This window comes from Streptomyces sp. NPDC101194 (assembly GCF_044767885.1).
Lineage (GTDB): Bacteria > Actinomycetota > Actinomycetes > Streptomycetales > Streptomycetaceae > Streptomyces.
Map to the genome: position 1 here is coordinate 444,643 of NZ_JBIWOS010000003.1, position 16,450 is coordinate 461,092.

Consider the following 16,450-nt stretch of genomic DNA (forward strand, 5'->3'; position numbering starts at 1 on the left):
GTGGGCATCGGCGGAGAGGTGTTGCTGGGTCGGGAAGTACGTGGGGTAGCGCGCTGAGTGCGCGGCTCGGCGTGGCGGCCTGCGGCAGGTCAGGCGGCGTGGGGCTGGCGTCTGCGGTCGACGGGCTCAAAGGTGACCCGGGTGGTCATCTCGGCAAGCCGGGAGGCGACGCGGTCGCCCAGGTGTTCGCGGAGGTCGCGCATGGCGAGGTTGGTGGTGATCAGCGTGGGGAGCATCAGGTTGTACCGGCGGTTAATCAGCCGGTAGGTGATCTCCTCGACCCACTCGGAGGCCTTGGCCGCGCCGAGGTCGTCCAGGATCAGCAGCGGGTAGCGGCTGACTGTCTCGAGTTCGCGTTCGGTGTCGCGTCCGGGGCGTGGGCGCAGATCGGCGTAAAGGTCGGCGGCCGTGGTGGCACGCCACCGAACGACGATGCCCGCTTCGACGAGGTTTCGAACCGCGCCGTACACCTGGTGGGTCTTGCCCGAGCCGGTGACGCCGGCCAGGAGCAGGCTGGGGCCGGTGGTGATCTGCCGTCGCGCGCCGGGGTTGGGTGCCTCGGCCTGGGCGATCACACTGCGGGTCCAGGTCAGTACCTCGGGGTGGTCGGCGCGGGCGGTCCGGTAGCGCGGCGGCATCCGGGCGTCCAGCAGGCCCAGCGGGGTGTAGGGCTGGCCCTCGTCTGGGGCGTCGGGGAGGTGCTTGGGGTTCATGCCCCGGGCGGTGAGGATCCGCTGCAGTCGCTGGAGGGCTCCGGCGCCGAGGAGTTCGGGCTCGCGGCTCATCACAGCTCCTCCGCGTAGGCGGCGGCCGCGTCGACCGGGTTGGTCCACGCTCGGTGCGTCGCACCGGGCCGGGATGCCGTCTGGGCGGGGACGCGGGCATTCATGGCGTCGTTCACCAGGCTCGGCAGCCGGGAGGGGTGGCCCTGGATCTCGGCGTAGCGGGCGAGGCCGGCGCGGATGTGGTCCACGTCGATGCCTTCGGCGAGCAGCTTCTTCAGCAGGCGACCGAGGTGTCCGAGGACGTCACCGGGCGGGCGCTCGGTGCAGGAGCCCGCGTACTCGGCGAGGAGGTTCCCGGCGGTGACTGTGCCGTCGGGCGCTGTGCGCCCCGTAGGTGAAGACGATCCAGGATCCATGATCCTGGATCCGGACGTCGAGGCTCCGGCGAGGGTTCGCGGAGGGTTCGTCGAAGACTCGACGAACCGGCCTTGACCTGCGGGTTCCCCTCCCGTTGGGGAGGCCTTCCCGCTGGTGTCGGGATGCGTGTTGTCGCTGGTGCCCGGCGCTGTGGTGCGGCCGCCGTGGGGACGCGCGAGCTGTTCGGGGTGCGGGTCGACGGCTCGGTGAGGATTCGTCGATGGCTCGTCGAGTGCTCCCCGGGTGTTCGCCTCGGCCTTGGCGCAGACTCCCTTGCACGGGCCGCACCTCTTGTCGCTGTTGTGGGCGACGCAGACCGGGAGACGGGACTGGCTGGGCCGGTCGATCTTCTGGTGCTCGTACCAACCGGTGATGTGGAGATAGCGCTTGCCGTCGCAGCCGGTGTACCGGCAGATCAGTCCGGCGTCGGCGAGCTGCTGGAGGTCCTCCTCCACATGTACGGGAGTGTGCTCGGCGCGCAGCGGCCACAGGAGGCCGGCGATGATCGCCGGGTTGTCCCGGTGCCGCCCGTGGTCGTCGGACTGGGTGAACAGGCCGATGTAGGTGACGACCGCGGATACCGAGCAGGCCGCGACCCGTTCGTTGACGAACAGGTCGGGCTTGACTGTCCGGATGCGGGCCATCAGCTCTCCCGGCGAGCTCGACAACGCTGGAGCCGTTGGCACCGGCCCCGCGTCGAGGCTGCCGGGATTCCCCTGCTGGGTGGGTGCATGTGATACTCCGTCCTCATGGACGGGGCTGCGCGGTTGTCGCCTGCAAGCTGGCCACGCGGCCCCGGATCATTGGGTGCCCTCGGCGAGGGCAGCCGATGGATGCCCGGGAGTTGCCACTCCCGGGCATCGTCGTTCGGCCCCACCCCGGCATAGACCGTTTTCATGGGTGGATGGCACGATGATCACACTAGACTGAGATAGGGCACCGCTGTCAACCAGAGAAAATGGGAGCGGGGCAGCCATTCACCCCAGTGAAGGCGACGCGACCGGAGGACGGCCACGATGGACCATGAGAACAACCCACCTGCGGCACAGGCGGGCGGCGGGGCCACGCTTGCCGGCCGCCTGGACCGGCTGTTCACCACCGTCCACCCGAAGGGCCGCGGCTCGTACAGCTACGAGGAGGTGGCGTCAGGTATCCGCCGACAGGGCGGCCCGACCATCTCAGCGAGCTACATCTGGCAACTGAGGACCGGCACCAAGGACAATCCGACCAAGCGCCACCTCGAGGCTCTCTCCACCTTCTTCGGCGTGAAGCCCGCCTACTTCTTCGACGACGACGAATCGGAGAAGATCGCCGCCGAACTCGACGCGCTCGCCGCCATGCGCGACGCGGGCGTGAGATCAGTGGCTCTACGCGCATCCGGACTCTCCGACAAGAGCCTCAAGATCATTACCGAATTCATCGAACGCGCCCGCGAACTCGAAGGCCTCGGGGCCCCCGACGACGATTCGACCATCAATGTGAATTCCAGTGGCAAACATCACGACGATATGAAGTAACGCCCCACTGGTAAGGATTCACCACCCTACTTGCATATGATTGTCCGCATTTTCCCGGCGCAATCGACAGCCCTCCAGATGTGCGACCGGAAATGGTTCATATACTCGCCACGGCATCGCGGCAGTAGGTCGCACGTTCGAGAAGTATCGGAGTCGGAGGGCAGATGAAGTCCGGTCGTTCGGGGCCCTCCCAAGATCAGGGAATCCGGCTCGAATCCGTCTTGGACGATCTCGACCTTCCCGACCCCTTCAAGATCGAGGAACTACTCGCCCGCGTGTCCAAGAAGCGCGGCCGGCCTATCCACCTGCACACGTTCCCAGCGATCACCGGTGACGAACTGCCCTGCGGAGCCTGGCTCGCCACGGAGAAGGCGGACCACATCCTCGTGGAGGACGCCACCAGCCCTCTCCACCGGGACCACATCGTGCTGCACGAGATCAGCCACATGCTCCTCGGGCACACGCCTCGCCAAACCCTCGGCCGCGCCTTCCACCACCTCGACACCGATCTCGTGACGGGTGTCCTTGGCCGCACGAGCTACGAGACCGAGGAGGAGCGGAGCGCGGAGACGCTGGCCGGCCTCATCGCGACCCGTGCCGCTCTGCGCGGAAATGGCGACCGGACCACCCCCAGCACCTTGCGCCGGCTCAATGCCGCGCTCAGCGACTCTTGAGACTCCCTGACAGATGATTGACGCGATACCCGCCGTCCTGCTCTGGGCCGTCACCCTCTGGCGTGCCCGCTCCGCCTTCCGGAGACCCGAACGACTCAGTCTCTGGCTGGCCTTCGCGGCACTCGCTCTGGCCATGACGGTCCGGCCGGTCGCTATCGCGGCGGCGGTCGACGAGCATCTGCACGTCACCAACCTGTCGTTCCTGATCAAGCACATCTGCGGGACCGTCGCGGCGGCATCGGTCCTCACCTTCGTCGCCGACATGGCCGAGTCGAAGACCGGGATGCGCGTATCCAGGCTGCACAAGGCCGTGCCTGCCGTCACGGTCGTCCTTCTGGCTGCCTGCTTCTTCGCCACGCCCCAGCCTCACGAGGCGGAGGATCTCCTGGCGGACTACGCCGACCACGCCACGATCCTCGCGTACGGCGTCGTATGGACCTCCTACCTCGGCGCCGCCCTGCTGAGCGCCACGCTGCTCTGCTTCCGCTGGGGGCGCCGCCCCGACAGCGGACTCGTCGGCCGAGGGCTCATCCTCACCGGCACCGGCACCGCCGTCGGTCTCATATACGCCCTCCACCGCGTCGCCGTGCTGTTCATCGACTACGTCGGCAGGAGTCCCCTCGGCGAACACGTCAACCACGCGCTCAGCACGGGCCTGCTCTTCCTGGCCCTACTACTGATCGTGCTGGGCAGCACCCTCCCCGCCGCCCCACGCGCCCTCGCCCGCATCCGGTCCCACTGGCAGCTCGTCAGTCTCTACCCCCTGTGGCGCACCCTCACCGACGCCGTCCCAGAGACCCGGCTCGACACCCCGCCAAGCCGCGCCGTCGACGCCACCAACCCACTGCGTACGCATGACCGGCTGTACCGGCGCACCATCGAAATCCGCGACTCGATCCTCACTCTCGCCGACCACGCACCGGCGGAACTGCGCGGACGCGCCTACGACCACGCCACCTCCCTCGGCTTCATCGGCGCCCACGCCGACATCACCGCCGAGGCCTGCTGGCTCGCCGTCGCCCGCGAGGAACGGCTCCGCGGCGCGGTCACCGGCTCCGGCGAGCCCATGCCTCCTGCCAGCGGAGGCCGCGACCTCGCCACCGAGATCCGCGCCCTTACCACCCTCAACACCGCCTACCGCTCCCGCGCCACGCAGGACTTCCTCCGCGCCCATCTTGAGGAGACACCGGCATGACCACCACCACGCAGCTTCCACCCACTGCCGCCGCTCCTGCCGAGCGGCGCTCCGCCCGCCTCATCACCGAGGTCCTGGCGCCCGCCAACCTGGTCATCGGCGTCCTGCTGGTCATCGGCTGGCACTCCACCAACTCCCCTGCGGGTGCGGGCTGGGGCCTGCTGGCCGGCGCCTTCTGCGGCGGCCTGCCGATCGCCTACATCGTCGTCGGCGTCCGCCGGGGCCGCTGGAGCGACAAGCACCTCAAGGTCCGCTCCCAGCGGTGGATACCGCTCTTCGTCACCCTGGGTTCCGTCCTCGTCGGCACGGGCCTGCTCCTGGCTCTCGACGCGCCGCGCGAGGTCGTCGCCCTGGTCGCCGCCATGATCGCCGGCCTGCTGCTGACCATGGCGGTCACCGTCTGGTGGAAGGTCAGCGTCCACACCGCCGTCGCCTCCGGCGTCGCCGTCGTCATCACCGTCGCCTACGGCTGGTGGGCTGCCCTCCTCTTCCTCGGCGTCGCCGCCGTCGGCTGGTCCCGGGTCTCGCTGCGCGACCACACCACAGCCCAGGTCATCGCGGGGGCCATCCTGGGCGGCACGGCGGCGGCTGTGGTTTTCGCAGGGCTGCGCTGACCTTCAGCACTTCTTCGGAGCGCTGCCACGCTCCGACCGCACGGCTGGTTTACCGTCGCACCTGAACGAGACGGTGCATGCCGCTGGCACGGACGGTGCGCTAGAACCGAATCTGGCCGATCATGTTCGCAACGCTGGAGACCAGCCGATTGATCTCCGGCGCCATCGACGTGCCCGCCAGGAAGAACCCGAAGAGCACGCTCACGCCCACGGGCCCAGCCTTCAGGGAGCCGCCTCGGATCAGTACGACCAGGACGATCCCGAGCGGCAGGACGAGGGAGATGTTCAGGGACATCAGGAATCCGTGGCCTCCGCCGGAACCGCTGCGCTCTCTGCGTGCCTGGCTGAGGGCCTTACACAGCGGACCGGGCTGTGTGAGCGACCTGGGGCCTCGGGGGACGACGTGCCAGTGCAGCCCGGGCGGCTGCGTGGCGCCAGCGGGCGGCACCACAACGTGGCACTTCCGCCCAAGAGGAACCGTTCCCGGCTCCTCCCAGTCGGCGGCCGTGCCGGGCGGCATAAGGAAGTACAGGCGTGGCTCCGGCCCTCCAGGGTCAAGGATGACCGGACCGATCGTCGCGCCGTCCTCGCGGAGAAGCTCGATCGCGCCTCGAAGAAGTCCTCCCCGTGGTCGAAGGTGACGCCGGAGGTACGGCCTACGGTCAGCCGAGACGTGACCTACGCCGCAGGCCGCGACCACGAGCCCGACACGGGAGTCGCACCCCGTGCGTCGCCGCTATCATGAGGCTGCCCGGAGCGCTCGTCGTTCTGGGCCTCGGCCGCTTGGGACTCGCTTGGCCGCCTGTCCCAAGCGGCCGACGCATATACGGGTGCCGCATCGCGTCAGACTGAAAAATGCGGTAAGGCCGCGTCCTGCCGATTGGATAGGATGCAGGCGCCCTGCAAAGAGACATCACCACACTCCGTGTCCGAACGGTGTACGTCGGCAGGACCTCGACCTCGACTCCATTGCCGTGCCGCTCATGGTCCACAGCAGTAGAAACTGGGAGCATCCAACGATGACTCGACACCTGATCACCAGCGCGCTTCCCTACATCAACGGGATCAAGCACCTGGGGAACCTGGTCGGGTCCATGCTCCCGGCGGACGTTTACACCCGGTACCTGAAGCAGAGGGGCCACGAAGCCCTTTACATCTGCGCCACCGACGAGCACGGCACCCCGGCGGAGCTCGCCGCGAAGGACGCCGGGCTGCCGGTCTCGGAGTTCTGCGCTCAGCAGCACGACGCCCAGAAGGCGGTGTACGACGGCTTCGCCCTCGAGTTCGACTACTTCGGTCGCAGTTCCTCCCAGCAGAATCGCGAGATCACACAGCATTTCGCACGCAAGCTGCACGAGAACGGCTTCATCGAGGAGCGTGCAATCCGCCAGGTCTTCTCGATCGCTGACGATCGCTTCCTCCCGGACCGGTACATCGTCGGCACGTGCCCTCACTGCGGCTACGACAAGGCCCGCGGCGACCAGTGCGAGAACTGCACCCGCGTCCTGGACCCGACCGACCTGATCGAGCCCCGCTCCGCCATCAGCGGCAGCAGCGAGCTGGAGGTCCGCGAGACCAAGCACCTCTTCCTCCTCCAGTCGAAGCTGGACGGCGAGGTCGAGGCGTGGATCGACGACAGCAGCGACGAGTGGCCGCACCTGGCCTCGTCGATCGCCCGCAAGTGGCTGACCGAGGGCCTGCACGACCGGTCGATCACGCGTGACCTGGAATGGGGCGTACCCGTTCCCGCCGACACCTGGCCTGAGCTGGCGGCGGAAGGCAAGGTCTTCTACGTCTGGTTCGACGCCCCTATCGAGTACATCGGGGCGACGAAGGAGTGGGCCGACCTGGAGCCCAGCGCTAGGGACTGGAAGTCCTGGTGGTACGAGGCCTACGACGTTCAGTACACCCAGTTCATGGCCAAGGACAACGTCCCGTTCCACACGGTCATGTTCCCGGCCATGGAGATCGGAACCCGCGAGCCCTGGAAGCGGGTCGACCACGTCAAGGCCTTCAACTGGCTGAACTACTACGGCGGGAAGTTCTCCACGTCGCAGCAGCGGGGAATCTTCTCCGACGCTGCTCTCGAACTCCTGCCGGCCGACTACTGGCGCTACTTCCTGATGGCCCACGCGCCTGAGTCGGACGACACCTCCTTCACCTGGGAACTCTTCTCCTCGTCGGTGAACAAGGACCTGGCTGACACCCTCGGCAACTTCGTCAACCGTGTGCTCTCCTTCTCTCGCAAGCGGTTCGGTGACACCGTCCCGGCGGGCAAGGCGGCCGGCCAGGCCGAGCAGAACCTGGGCGAGGAGATCGCGCGCCTGCTGACCGAGTACGAGGGCCACATGGAGACCCTCCAGTTCCGCAAGGCGACGCAGGCGCTGCGGGCCCTGTGGAGCGCGGGCAACTCCTACCTCGAGGAGAAGGCCCCCTGGCTGGAGATCAAGACCGACCCGGAGGGCGCGGCGCTGACGCTCCGTACCGCGATGAACCTGATCCACCTCTACGCGGTCGTGTCGGAACCGTTCATCCCCGCTTCCGCACGGGCCATGCGTGAGGCCTTCGACCTGGCCGATGACACCGCGACGTGGGTCACCGCAGAAGAGGCCCGCGCCCTGACTTCCGTGCCGGCAGGTACCCCGTTCTCCGTGCCTCCGGTTCTCTTCGCCAAGATCACGGACGAGGACCTCGACACCTGGCGCTCGCGCTTCGGTGCGCAGTAAGGCGGGTCTGCCAATGGACCGGGGTCGGCAGGTTTTCCTGGTGCGTCACGGAGAGGCCGACTACGATCGCCTCTCCGCGTTCGCACCCGTCTATCACGGCGGTCGGCGTGACTTCGCGCCGCTGACCGACCTCGGCATCGGCCAGGCGGAAGGCGCCGCCGAACTACTTCGAGACGACCGTCCAGAAGTGGTGGTCGCCTCCCCGTACGCGCGTACCTTGCAGACAGCCGCTCTGATCGCCGCGCGACTGGGCTGCGAGTTGCGTGTGGAGCCGGCACTTCATGACTGGCTACCGGTCCGGGACGGCGCCGCCCCCGTCACCGGCAAGATAGTGCGCGAGAAGATCGAGGAGTACGAGGCGTGGAGCCGCTCGGGCGTCCTGCCGTCCGACCGTACGTGGGAGACGGACGAGGACATGGCGGCCCGCGTCCGTGAAGCTGTGTCACGGCACGTCACACCAGGACCGCTGGTCGTCGTCACTCATGAGGCCGTGATCAAGTCGGCTACGGGCGCCGACGTGGTCGACCTTGCTTCCGTTCACCGGCTGACTCGGTAGGTGGCGGCCTCTCGCCACCCCCTACCTCACGCCAGGTGGCAGTCCGGGTCAGTTGTGCAGGAGTGATGCGGGCTGTTCCCGCCGTCGTCCGCGGAACTCCGCGAAGGTTTCCAGGACCCAAGACCCGTGCGTCTCCGTGAGATCCGTGGCCAGGTCGAACAGGTGTCGCGGTTCAGGAAGGAACCGCTCGGCGTGCCAGCGATTGATCGTCTGGTTCAGCTCGCCGGCGAGCCTCCCGAAGTAGGCAGCGTTCCTCCTCAACAGCTGTGGGCGGGTGAGGCACGGGGTGAGGAGGTAGTCCCGCACACAGTTCAGAAGCAGGTCCTGGTAGTTGATGTCGTCGGCCGCCTGGTCGAACTTGATGTACGCCTCGGGTGCCACCTCTCGATAGGGGAACATGTCCGTGTCCTGAAGGGTCCGGCCGAGCTGGATCTCTGGCTCGGACACAAGTCGCCGAGGGCTCGTCTGCCACCAGGGCGCCCGCACGTAGGCGACGCGGAATGCGTTGAGCTCGGCTCGGAACATCAGAGGGGCCCCCGCGATCAGGATCTCGCGCGTCGCCCCCGCGTCGTAGTGCTCCCGGCGGAAGCCCCCGAGCCGCCTGTAACAGGCGGCCGTGATCCCGAAGCCCGGCGCGCACACCGGTCGGCCGAAGTCCTCGTAGACCTGGGTCGTGAACAGACACGTGGTCTCGTCGACGCCCAGGGACCTCGTGGTGTCCGGATCGAAGAAGATCGTTCCGATCCGCTCCACGTAACGGGAGGTGAGCGTGGGGCACCAGGACCAGAGCACCGGGTCCATGTATCCGGCCGAAGCGACGACGTCCGCCCCTGCCTCCACCTCGTCTTCCAAGGCTGATAGCCATCCAGCGGGGTAGGTGGTGTCCGCGTCGGCGCTGACCAGAAGGGCGGGCGGTTCTTCCTGCCCCATCAGGTAGTCCATGCCGTGGATGCGCGCAGCCACCGCCGAGGCGGGATCGAGCCGCAGCAGGGTGACCTGGAGGCGGGCCTGTGTGGCGAACTCGGCGACTTGGGACGCCGTGTCGTCGTCGCTTCCGTTCTCCACGACGACGACCTCACATCGGTCCCGTACGTCCTGCGCGACGAGGGTCTGCAGAGTCCTGATGACGAACCCGGACTCGTTGCGCGCGGGTATCACGATCCCGATTGCGCTCCGTCGATCACGTTTCACAACTTCCTCTACCACGATGGTCATCCCTTCGCTGATCACGATTACGACCTGTCGACGTCGCGATCGGCGCCACGAGAACGTGGAGACGCACCGACGTCACCCGAACTGTTCTGAATGGCCATCAGCTATGAGCCGGACTCCTTCAAGGCACTTACCACGGCGTCGAAGAAGCGGTCGGTAAGTTCGTCCGCGAAGGCGAAGACCTCCCGAGCTCCGGGCTGGAGATGGGCATCCCTCCACGAGGCGACGGCCGTGGTCAGTTCCTCGGCCGAACTCCCGAACGTCCCGGGGTTCTGGAGGATTCGCTCGGGCCGGGTGATGCACTGCTGCAGAACGTAGTTCTTCACCACGTAGCGGCGCAGGGCCTCCATGTTCAGTCGCGGGGCGAAGTGGTCCAGCCACGCATACTGATCGTCGTTCTGAGAACGGAAGTTCTCGATCTCACCGAGGTAGCTGCTGCCGGAGAACAGAGCTTCCGGTTCGTGGAGAAGCCGGCGCGCGCTCGTCTCGTAGGCCGGCGCTTCGACGTAGGCGATGTCGATGCCGGCGAGCTCCGCACGGAACATGAAGGGCCAGCCGACCGCCGGGATCTCGTCCTGGCCGTCCGCGTCGTAGTGCTCCGGCTTGAAACCCCCGAGCTTCTGGTACGTGTCCGACTCGATGACGAACGCGCAGTCCGACACGGGGCGGCCGAAATCCCTGAACAGCCGGGGCGTGAACAGAGGACGGTCCTGCGCCGTCACGTACTCGTCGATGATCGCCTGAGGAAAGAAGACCGTGCCGATCTCCTCGATGTAGCACCGCGTCAGGGCGGGACAGCGGCGCCACAGCTCTGTCTCGAAGAATCCGGCCGCCGACACGATCGTGGCGCCCTGTGCGAGCTTCTCCTCCACTGCGGACAGCCAGCCGGGTGGCAGGACGGTGTCGGCGTCCCCGCTGACGATGTAGTCGACCGGGCTCGGCCTTTCGAGCAAGTGGCCGATGCCGGTGTTGCGAGCCGCGACCATGGAGCGGGCGGGCTCGGAAACGACGCTGCACCGGAGGCCGTCGAATCGTGCCGCAGCTTGGGCCACGGCACGGGGTGTCTCGTCGTGACCAGGGGTGTCAGCGACAACGATCTCGTAGCTGTCCCTGGAGATGAGATCGCCCTCGGGGGACCGCTGGAGGGCGATGCTCTCGATCGTACGGCCGATGGTCTCGGCCTCGTTGTACGTGGGGATGACGAACCCGAATCGGGTCATCGGCAAGTCTCCTTAGCTCCGAGAGGTGAAGAGGATCGATCGCTGGTCAGGCTGTTCGCGAGGTGCCAGAAGGAGTCCGGGCTGGTGGTACGAGCGAGCCGGGTGACCGCAGAGGGGTCCCTGGCCAGCACTTCGGCGAGTCGCGGATTCCTGCACGCGATGACGCCGGAATCAAGGCAGGCCCGAAGGAAGGCCGCGCCGTCGCGAGCTCGTTGAACGGACGTGGCGATTGCTCTCGCGTGCGCTGTGTCGGCCTGCGTCCCGTGGAATTCGTCGGCCGAGTTCCACGCGGCGGCGGCCTCGACGAGCGCGCTCGCCAGGTGGGAGAGCTCGCCGACCTGCGTGTAGTCGACGTCGTATTTGGCGCTCAGTTTCACGAGCCGGTTGAGCAGTAGGACGGGGTTCTCCACGTCCATCGGGCTGACGAGTGCAAAGGAGTCCGTCGTCTCCCGCCCCGTGACCCTGTACGGATCGACGAACGTTCCCGCCGGGTGTTCCCATCGGACGCATTCGACGTCGAAGTGGCCGATCTTCCCAAGGTCATCGAGGAAGTTCACGTCCACCGTCATGCCGCGCCATCGGACGTCGAACATGATCACGGGCTCGGTCATCCGGATCCAGTAGTCACGCGCGGGACCGACCTCCTGAACGTCGGGGTGCTCAAGGAGCCGCTCTCGGCAGCCTGCGGCGCGGGAAAGGGGGCCTGCGGCGACATCGACATCCTTGGGAGATCCCGGGGACGCGCTGAGCAGGTCACGTGCCGCTCCCCCGTAGACGACGAGCTGAGGCAGGTCTAAGAGGTCAGCGAGGTCGCTGAGGAGACGACGATGGGCGGTAGGCAGTGGTTGCCCACTCGGCAGACTGATCAAGGGGACTCCGTTGATCGGGACCTTCGGCCCGCGCGGCCACCATGACGGTGGCAGCGTTCCAGAGGTCACGGAGGGACTCGGACAGTTCGTATCGCGGCACCCACCCGAGTTGTCCTTTCGCGACCTCCATGGCTGCCTCCTGCCGGGCGAGGCCCTGGGACCGCCGCGAAGCGAGAGCAGGGCGCTCCAGCAGTCGTGCCCGCACTCCGCTGACCTCTACGAGGCGTCGTACGAGATCACGGACGCTTACTGCCTCACCGCGGGCGATGTTGACGATCGGTGGGGGTGCCTCGTGTCTCACGGCGAGGAGGACGGCGGAGGCCACGTCGCGAACGTCCACGAAGTCGCGGCAGGCGTCCAGCGGGCCGGTCTCCACCTGTGGGTTCGGGAGGTTCCGCTGATGGGCTAACTGAGCACCGACCCGACCCAGAACACTGCTCGCGGGGCTCATGGGGCCGACGGGGTTGAAGACGCGGAGCACCGTTCCTCGGATCGCCCCTTCGCCGATGGCCTCCAGTACGGCACCAGTCGCAGCAAGCTTCGTCCGCCCGTACACACCACTGGGCGAGCAGGCCGCGCCTTCCGTGACTGCTGATCCCTCGGGCTGGAGCCCGTACTCCGCTGCTGATCCGATGTGGACGACGCGCGGCCTGCCGGGGACTGTCGCGGCGGCGCCGAGCACGTAGCGGGCCAGACGGACGTTGCTCTGGACCATCGCGCGGATGTTTCCCTGGGTCACGCCAGCGGCGTTGATCACGACCTGTGCCTCGCTGCCGGCCAGCGCGGCAGCGAGGGCTGCTGCACTGGGGCGTTGGGGCAGGAGCTGCACGGTGATCCCCTCCTGAAAGGGCGCGTTGGGCGGTCGGCGGCTGAGGATGGTGACCTGAGAGCCGTCCTCGGCGAGGGCCCGTGTGATGTGCGTGCCGAGGTAGCCGGTTGCTCCCAGCACGGCGATACGCTCAACCCGCATGCGGCAGCAGAAGTGAGCGCAACTGGGGGAACTCCTCGTTGGCCCGGGCGTAGTCGTCCGGGCGGCCGATGTCGAGCCAGTACCCGTCGAAGATGTGGGCGCGTGGCGGTGTCCCTCGCTGGACGAGGTCGTCAAGCAACCTGTCGAACCCGAGCGGCTCTCCCGGTGGGTAGGCCTTCAGCACATCGCGGCTGACAGCGTACACACCCATGCTGACCTGGTAGTCGAGGACGGGCTTCTCCCGGATCCCTGCGATCATCTCGCCTCGGACGTCGAGAACGCCGAACTCCGTCGCCAGGTGTCGGTTGGCGACAGCCACGGTGATCGGGGCCGACGAGCCGGTGTGGGAATCGAGGAGCTTCGCGAAGTCCAGGTTGGTGAGCACGTCCCCGTTCATCACCAGGAAGTGCTCGGGCAGCTCGTCGCGGAGGTCGGTGAGGCAGCCCGCCGTGCCCAGGGGCTCCTCCTCAGTGACGTACCTGACGTCGAGGTCCCACCGGGAGCCGTCGCCGATGCACGCCCGGATGAGATGACCCAGGTGGCCGATCGCCAGTGTCAGTCGGCTGAAGCCCTGCGTCTTGAGCTGTCGTATGACCACTTCCAGGATCGGGTACTCGTCGCCGATCGGCACGAGGGGCTTGGGCAGGTACGACGTGATCGGTCCGAGCCGAACACCGCGGCCGCCGGCCAGGATCACCGCGTGCATGGGGCCTCCTCAGATGGCGTAGGTGGTGCTCCGGAACTGGGCGCGATTGGAGGGCTCCAAGAACCACTTGACGGTGAGCTCAAGTCCTTCGCGGAGGGTGAACTGCGGGGACCAGGCCGCCGTGGCCCGGAACAGCCCGCTGTCGCAGACCAGGCGCGAGACCTCCGACGAGTCGGGGCGCACTCTCTGGTCGTCGGCCTCGACCCGCAGCGGGATCCCGACGATCTCGCTGATCAGGGCGACGAGATCGCCAATCCTGATCGCCTCGCCCGAGCCGACGTTGAAGGTCCTTCCGACCACGGCTTCGTGGGGGGCCGCGCCGGCGGCGAGGAAGGCCGCTGCCGTGTCTCCGCAGTAGGTGAAGTCACGGATGGGTGAGAGGGATCCGAGATGGATGAGCCGGCCGCCCTCCAGGGCCTGGCAAATCACCGTCGGGATCACGGCACGGAGGGATTGTCGAGGTCCGTAGGTGTTGAAGGGGCGCACGGTAACGACGGGGAGTCCGAAGGCATGGTGGTAGCTCTCGGCTACGCGGTCGGCACCGATCTTGCTCGCGGCGTACGGCGACTGGGCGGTCTGGGGGTGCTTCTCGTCCATGGGCACGTACTGAGCCGACCCGTAGGTCTCGCTGGTCGACGTGTGCACGAGCCGGGGAGTCCCCGCAGCCCGCACGGCGTCCAGCACGTTGAGCGTTCCGAGCACGTTGGTCTCGACGTGCATGCGGGGCGCTTCGTAGGAGTGCGGAACGGACACCAGGGCGGCGAGGTGGTACACGGTCTGGCATCCCGCCACGAGCTTGCTGACCGTGGCCGCGTCGCGGACGTCTCCTGGTATCACCGTGACGTTGTCCAGAACCTCCGTCGGGAGCGTGTCGAGCCACCCCCGCGTTCCGAAGGAGTTGTACTGGTTCATGGCCCGGACGTGGTGCCCCCTGGCGACCAACAGCTCCACCAGGTGGGATCCGATGAAGCCCTCCGCTCCCGTGACTGCCACGTGACTGTCCATCTCCGCTCCATTCTGTGAAGAGGTCGGAGGGCCTCGGTGCCCTCGGTGAGTACCGGTCGCCTGGCGTTGCGGCGTCGGTCACGCGGCTCCTACACGCCAGATCTCGTCGAAGACTGCCTTGCGCTCGGCAAGCAGATCGACGGATTCCTTCATGTGCTCCCGACCGATCAGTGGTGTGGTCGGGTAGAACTTCAGCCCCGAGATGGGCTCTCCGCTTGCGGTCGTGAGGTACTTGCTGCTGAAGGAATAGACGACGCCGCCGCCGTTGACGTCCATTCGGGTTTCGTTGTCCCAGGCGAAGAACGCCTTGAGGTACGCGTTCCCCTCCCGGACCATCTGGGCGGTGGAAGCAGCCGGGTCGTGAAGCTCTCTGCGTGCGTCAGGGGTTCGGTGTGGTGGGTAGAGGCGCACCATGGTCTGGTAGCCGAGCGCGTGGGTGTTCAGGACATCCATCCCGCTCCTCGCCCCCAGGCTCTCCCGGAAGTAGATCGCGGCATCGACGAGCCGGGTGAGGATCGCCGCGTACCCGTTGCGTCCCAGACTGTGCAGACTCGCGACTGCGGCCAGGGCCTTGCCTCCCGCGCGGGAGGTCTCCAGGGTGTAGTCAACTGGCGAGACCGCGCTGAAGTCCTGGGCCAGTTGGTGAAGTTCGGCCGGTGATCCGCCTCCCTTCCGCAGCCGGACGCAGTCGCTCTTGTCGTTGAACTGGATGAAGCTGCAGTCGATGGGGCAGACGCCGACGCCCTTGTGGAAGTCCACACCCCACGAGTCGGCCGACCTGAGCGCCTGCACGCGACGGTGCTGCTCGCGCAGCGCATCCGCGGCAGGGGACCCCGGCTCGAGGGCGCTGAGCGCGGAATCGCTGAGCATGAGCCACGCCCAGCCGACCACGGAGTCCACGTGAAGGTGCGGCCTGTAGGGAAGGTCGTAGTCGGCGGTCAGGCGATCCCGGAGTTCGGCGAAGGCCGCGATGTCGTCGACCGCGTGGTCGTAGGTGGTGCCTCCGTTGATGATGACCGTGGCGACGCGATGTCCGGCCTCTAGTTCGCTCCTGATGAGCTCCTCGGCTGCGGCGAGATCGCTGCGTCGCTGCCGGTCGGCGGGAATCACCACCAGCTGGTCGGTTCCGATGCCCAGCCAGTCCGCCGCTGCCGCGTGGGAGAAGTGCGCGTCCTCCGTGATGACGACCCGCACATCACTCGGCGTTCCGGCGCGTACGGACTCCGGCGCGCATTTGCGTATGCCGGCCTTGATTCCGTATGCCATGGTCCCGGTCCCGCCGAAGGTGAAGAGGCCGAAGGCCTGACCTGCCGGTACACCGGTGAGCTGGGCGAGTACGTGGCTGACTGCACCCTCTGCAGCTACGACGTTGCCGGCCAGCCCGTCGTTGATGAGATAGACGTTCGTGTCGAGCGCCACGGCGTACATCGCCGAAGCCGCCACGTTCACCGCGGCGCCGAGGTTGTACTGGAGCTCTGGCGACCTCCAGTTGACGGCACCCGCGAGGAAGTCCCGGGTCATGGCTCCGATCAGGTCGCCGGGCCTCGTTCCCGGGTCATCCGGCAGATCCCCGTAGAAGCTGACCAGTTCGTCGTACTTCCGGTATCGCGCACCCGTGGCCGGCACGCGGGGGAAGTCCCCCTCCGGCATGAGCTCCGCCAGGGAATCGAACGCCGTCTTGCACAGGTCGAGGAATGGGCTCTCTCGATGGGACAGCGGAAAGAGCGCCCGGGGGTCGGTCTGTCCGTTCTTTGCGTCCATAGCTCGCGCCTCCCAAAGGCTGCCGATGCGCCCCAGTTGCGTCGGAGAGCCACCAGGCCACCATCGACCTCCTTCCGCTACGCGATCGACAGCACGACCGCACGACCGCACGGATTGATTGCGACAGGTAGGACTGGTTCCACGGCGTACGCGCTCCGACTGAGCCGCAAGTCTCGCTGCGGGGATGCGCATGGGCATATCTCTGGAGTGATATCGCGAGGGTTATGGCGCCTCGCCGGCCGCCCTCCAGGGGCGTCCTGCTTCTCGGCCGAGTCCGCCTACC

The 16,450-nt window shown here is 67.3% G+C and carries 16 protein-coding genes; 6 read left to right on the plus strand and 10 right to left on the minus strand.

Translation table 11 applies throughout. The features are described from left to right. Window positions 1-89: 89 nt before the first annotated feature. Both ACIRP2_RS15095 and ACIRP2_RS15100 read right to left on the minus strand, forming a co-directional pair. A complete protein-coding gene (locus tag ACIRP2_RS15095; protein WP_404250250.1) occupies window positions 90-785 on the minus strand; it encodes an ATP-binding protein in 696 nt (231 codons plus the stop codon). Beyond that, window positions 785-1,786, minus strand: a complete 1,002-nt coding sequence (locus ACIRP2_RS15100) for a hypothetical protein (protein WP_404250252.1) — start codon at window positions 1,784-1,786, stop codon at window positions 785-787. The genes ACIRP2_RS15095 and ACIRP2_RS15100 overlap by 1 nt, the downstream gene beginning before the upstream one ends. 372 nt (window positions 1,787-2,158) lie before the next feature. On the opposite strand from ACIRP2_RS15100, the gene ACIRP2_RS15105 reads away from it, so the two are divergent. From ACIRP2_RS15105 to ACIRP2_RS15120, 4 genes are all read left to right on the plus strand, one after another. Next, window positions 2,159-2,659: a helix-turn-helix domain-containing protein gene (locus ACIRP2_RS15105; protein ID WP_404250254.1), complete on the plus strand. Its 501-nt coding sequence runs from the start codon at window positions 2,159-2,161 to the stop codon at window positions 2,657-2,659. A 221-nt stretch (window positions 2,660-2,880) separates the two neighbouring features. After that, window positions 2,881-3,333: a hypothetical protein gene (locus tag ACIRP2_RS15110; protein WP_404250256.1), complete on the plus strand. Its 453-nt coding sequence runs from the start codon at window positions 2,881-2,883 to the stop codon at window positions 3,331-3,333. Window positions 3,334-3,346: 13 nt separating this feature from the next. Beyond that, on the plus strand, window positions 3,347-4,528 hold the full coding sequence (locus tag ACIRP2_RS15115) for an MAB_1171c family putative transporter (RefSeq protein ID WP_404250258.1): 1,182 nt from the start codon (window positions 3,347-3,349) through the stop codon (window positions 4,526-4,528). After that, on the plus strand, window positions 4,525-5,142 hold the full coding sequence (locus ACIRP2_RS15120) for a hypothetical protein (protein WP_404250260.1): 618 nt from the start codon (window positions 4,525-4,527) through the stop codon (window positions 5,140-5,142). Before ACIRP2_RS15115 ends, ACIRP2_RS15120 begins: the two co-directional genes overlap by 4 nt. Window positions 5,143-5,242: 100 nt before the next feature. Here ACIRP2_RS15120 and ACIRP2_RS15125 read toward each other — a convergent pair whose 3' ends face one another. Further along, complete coding sequence (locus ACIRP2_RS15125) at window positions 5,243-5,437, minus strand: hypothetical protein (protein WP_404250262.1); 195 nt, start codon at window positions 5,435-5,437, stop codon at window positions 5,243-5,245. Between the two features lie 724 nt (window positions 5,438-6,161). Between ACIRP2_RS15125 and metG the strand changes: the two genes are divergently transcribed. Both metG and ACIRP2_RS15135 read left to right on the plus strand, forming a co-directional pair. After that, window positions 6,162-7,868 (plus strand): methionine--tRNA ligase, encoded by a 1,707-nt coding sequence (gene metG, locus ACIRP2_RS15130; RefSeq protein ID WP_404250264.1) that lies wholly within the window; start codon window positions 6,162-6,164, stop codon window positions 7,866-7,868. A gap of 40 nt (window positions 7,869-7,908) precedes the next feature. Continuing rightward, window positions 7,909-8,424: a histidine phosphatase family protein gene (locus ACIRP2_RS15135; protein WP_404250266.1), complete on the plus strand. Its 516-nt coding sequence runs from the start codon at window positions 7,909-7,911 to the stop codon at window positions 8,422-8,424. Between the two features lie 48 nt (window positions 8,425-8,472). On the opposite strand, the gene ACIRP2_RS15140 is transcribed toward ACIRP2_RS15135, so the two are convergent. The 7 genes from ACIRP2_RS15140 to ACIRP2_RS15170 all read right to left on the minus strand — a co-directional run bounded on the left by ACIRP2_RS15140 (window position 8,473) and on the right by ACIRP2_RS15170 (window position 16,167). Next, window positions 8,473-9,582 (minus strand): glycosyltransferase family A protein, encoded by a 1,110-nt coding sequence (locus tag ACIRP2_RS15140; protein WP_404250268.1) that lies wholly within the window; start codon window positions 9,580-9,582, stop codon window positions 8,473-8,475. Window positions 9,583-9,740: 158 nt separating this feature from the next. Next, window positions 9,741-10,856, minus strand: coding sequence for a glycosyltransferase (locus ACIRP2_RS15145; protein WP_404250270.1), 1,116 nt, complete (start codon window positions 10,854-10,856; stop codon window positions 9,741-9,743). Beyond that, the gene (locus ACIRP2_RS15150) at window positions 10,853-11,725 is read right to left on the minus strand and encodes a hypothetical protein (RefSeq protein WP_404250272.1); all 873 of its coding nucleotides are present in this window, start codon (window positions 11,723-11,725) and stop codon (window positions 10,853-10,855) included. Before ACIRP2_RS15150 ends, ACIRP2_RS15145 begins: the two co-directional genes overlap by 4 nt. Next, a complete protein-coding gene (locus ACIRP2_RS15155) occupies window positions 11,658-12,674 on the minus strand; it encodes an NAD-dependent epimerase/dehydratase family protein (RefSeq protein WP_404250274.1) in 1,017 nt (338 codons plus the stop codon). Before ACIRP2_RS15155 ends, ACIRP2_RS15150 begins: the two co-directional genes overlap by 68 nt. Before the next feature lie 10 nt (window positions 12,675-12,684). Further along, window positions 12,685-13,401: a sugar phosphate nucleotidyltransferase gene (locus tag ACIRP2_RS15160; protein ID WP_404250276.1), complete on the minus strand. Its 717-nt coding sequence runs from the start codon at window positions 13,399-13,401 to the stop codon at window positions 12,685-12,687. 9 nt (window positions 13,402-13,410) lie between these two features. Beyond that, a complete protein-coding gene (locus tag ACIRP2_RS15165) occupies window positions 13,411-14,406 on the minus strand; it encodes an SDR family NAD(P)-dependent oxidoreductase (protein WP_404250278.1) in 996 nt (331 codons plus the stop codon). 78 nt (window positions 14,407-14,484) lie between these two features. Next, complete coding sequence (locus ACIRP2_RS15170) at window positions 14,485-16,167, minus strand: pyridoxal phosphate-dependent decarboxylase family protein (RefSeq protein ID WP_404250280.1); 1,683 nt, start codon at window positions 16,165-16,167, stop codon at window positions 14,485-14,487. Window positions 16,168-16,450: the final 283 nt, after the last annotated feature.

Coding starts and splice junctions, on each gene's coding strand:
- ACIRP2_RS15095 (WP_404250250.1), bottom strand. CDS start 785: ATGAGCCGCGAGCCCGAACTCCTCGGCGCCGGAGCCCTCCAGCGACTG.
- ACIRP2_RS15100 (WP_404250252.1), bottom strand. CDS start 1,786: ATGGCCCGCATCCGGACAGTCAAGCCCGACCTGTTCGTCAACGAACGG.
- ACIRP2_RS15105 (WP_404250254.1), top strand. CDS start 2,159: ATGGACCATGAGAACAACCCACCTGCGGCACAGGCGGGCGGCGGGGCC.
- ACIRP2_RS15115 (WP_404250258.1), top strand. CDS start 3,347: ATGATTGACGCGATACCCGCCGTCCTGCTCTGGGCCGTCACCCTCTGG.
- ACIRP2_RS15120 (WP_404250260.1), top strand. CDS start 4,525: ATGACCACCACCACGCAGCTTCCACCCACTGCCGCCGCTCCTGCCGAG.
- ACIRP2_RS15125 (WP_404250262.1), bottom strand. CDS start 5,437: ATGTCCCTGAACATCTCCCTCGTCCTGCCGCTCGGGATCGTCCTGGTC.
- metG (WP_404250264.1), top strand. CDS start 6,162: ATGACTCGACACCTGATCACCAGCGCGCTTCCCTACATCAACGGGATC.
- ACIRP2_RS15145 (WP_404250270.1), bottom strand. CDS start 10,856: ATGACCCGATTCGGGTTCGTCATCCCCACGTACAACGAGGCCGAGACC.
- ACIRP2_RS15160 (WP_404250276.1), bottom strand. CDS start 13,401: ATGCACGCGGTGATCCTGGCCGGCGGCCGCGGTGTTCGGCTCGGACCG.
- ACIRP2_RS15165 (WP_404250278.1), bottom strand. CDS start 14,406: ATGGACAGTCACGTGGCAGTCACGGGAGCGGAGGGCTTCATCGGATCC.
- ACIRP2_RS15170 (WP_404250280.1), bottom strand. CDS start 16,167: ATGGACGCAAAGAACGGACAGACCGACCCCCGGGCGCTCTTTCCGCTG.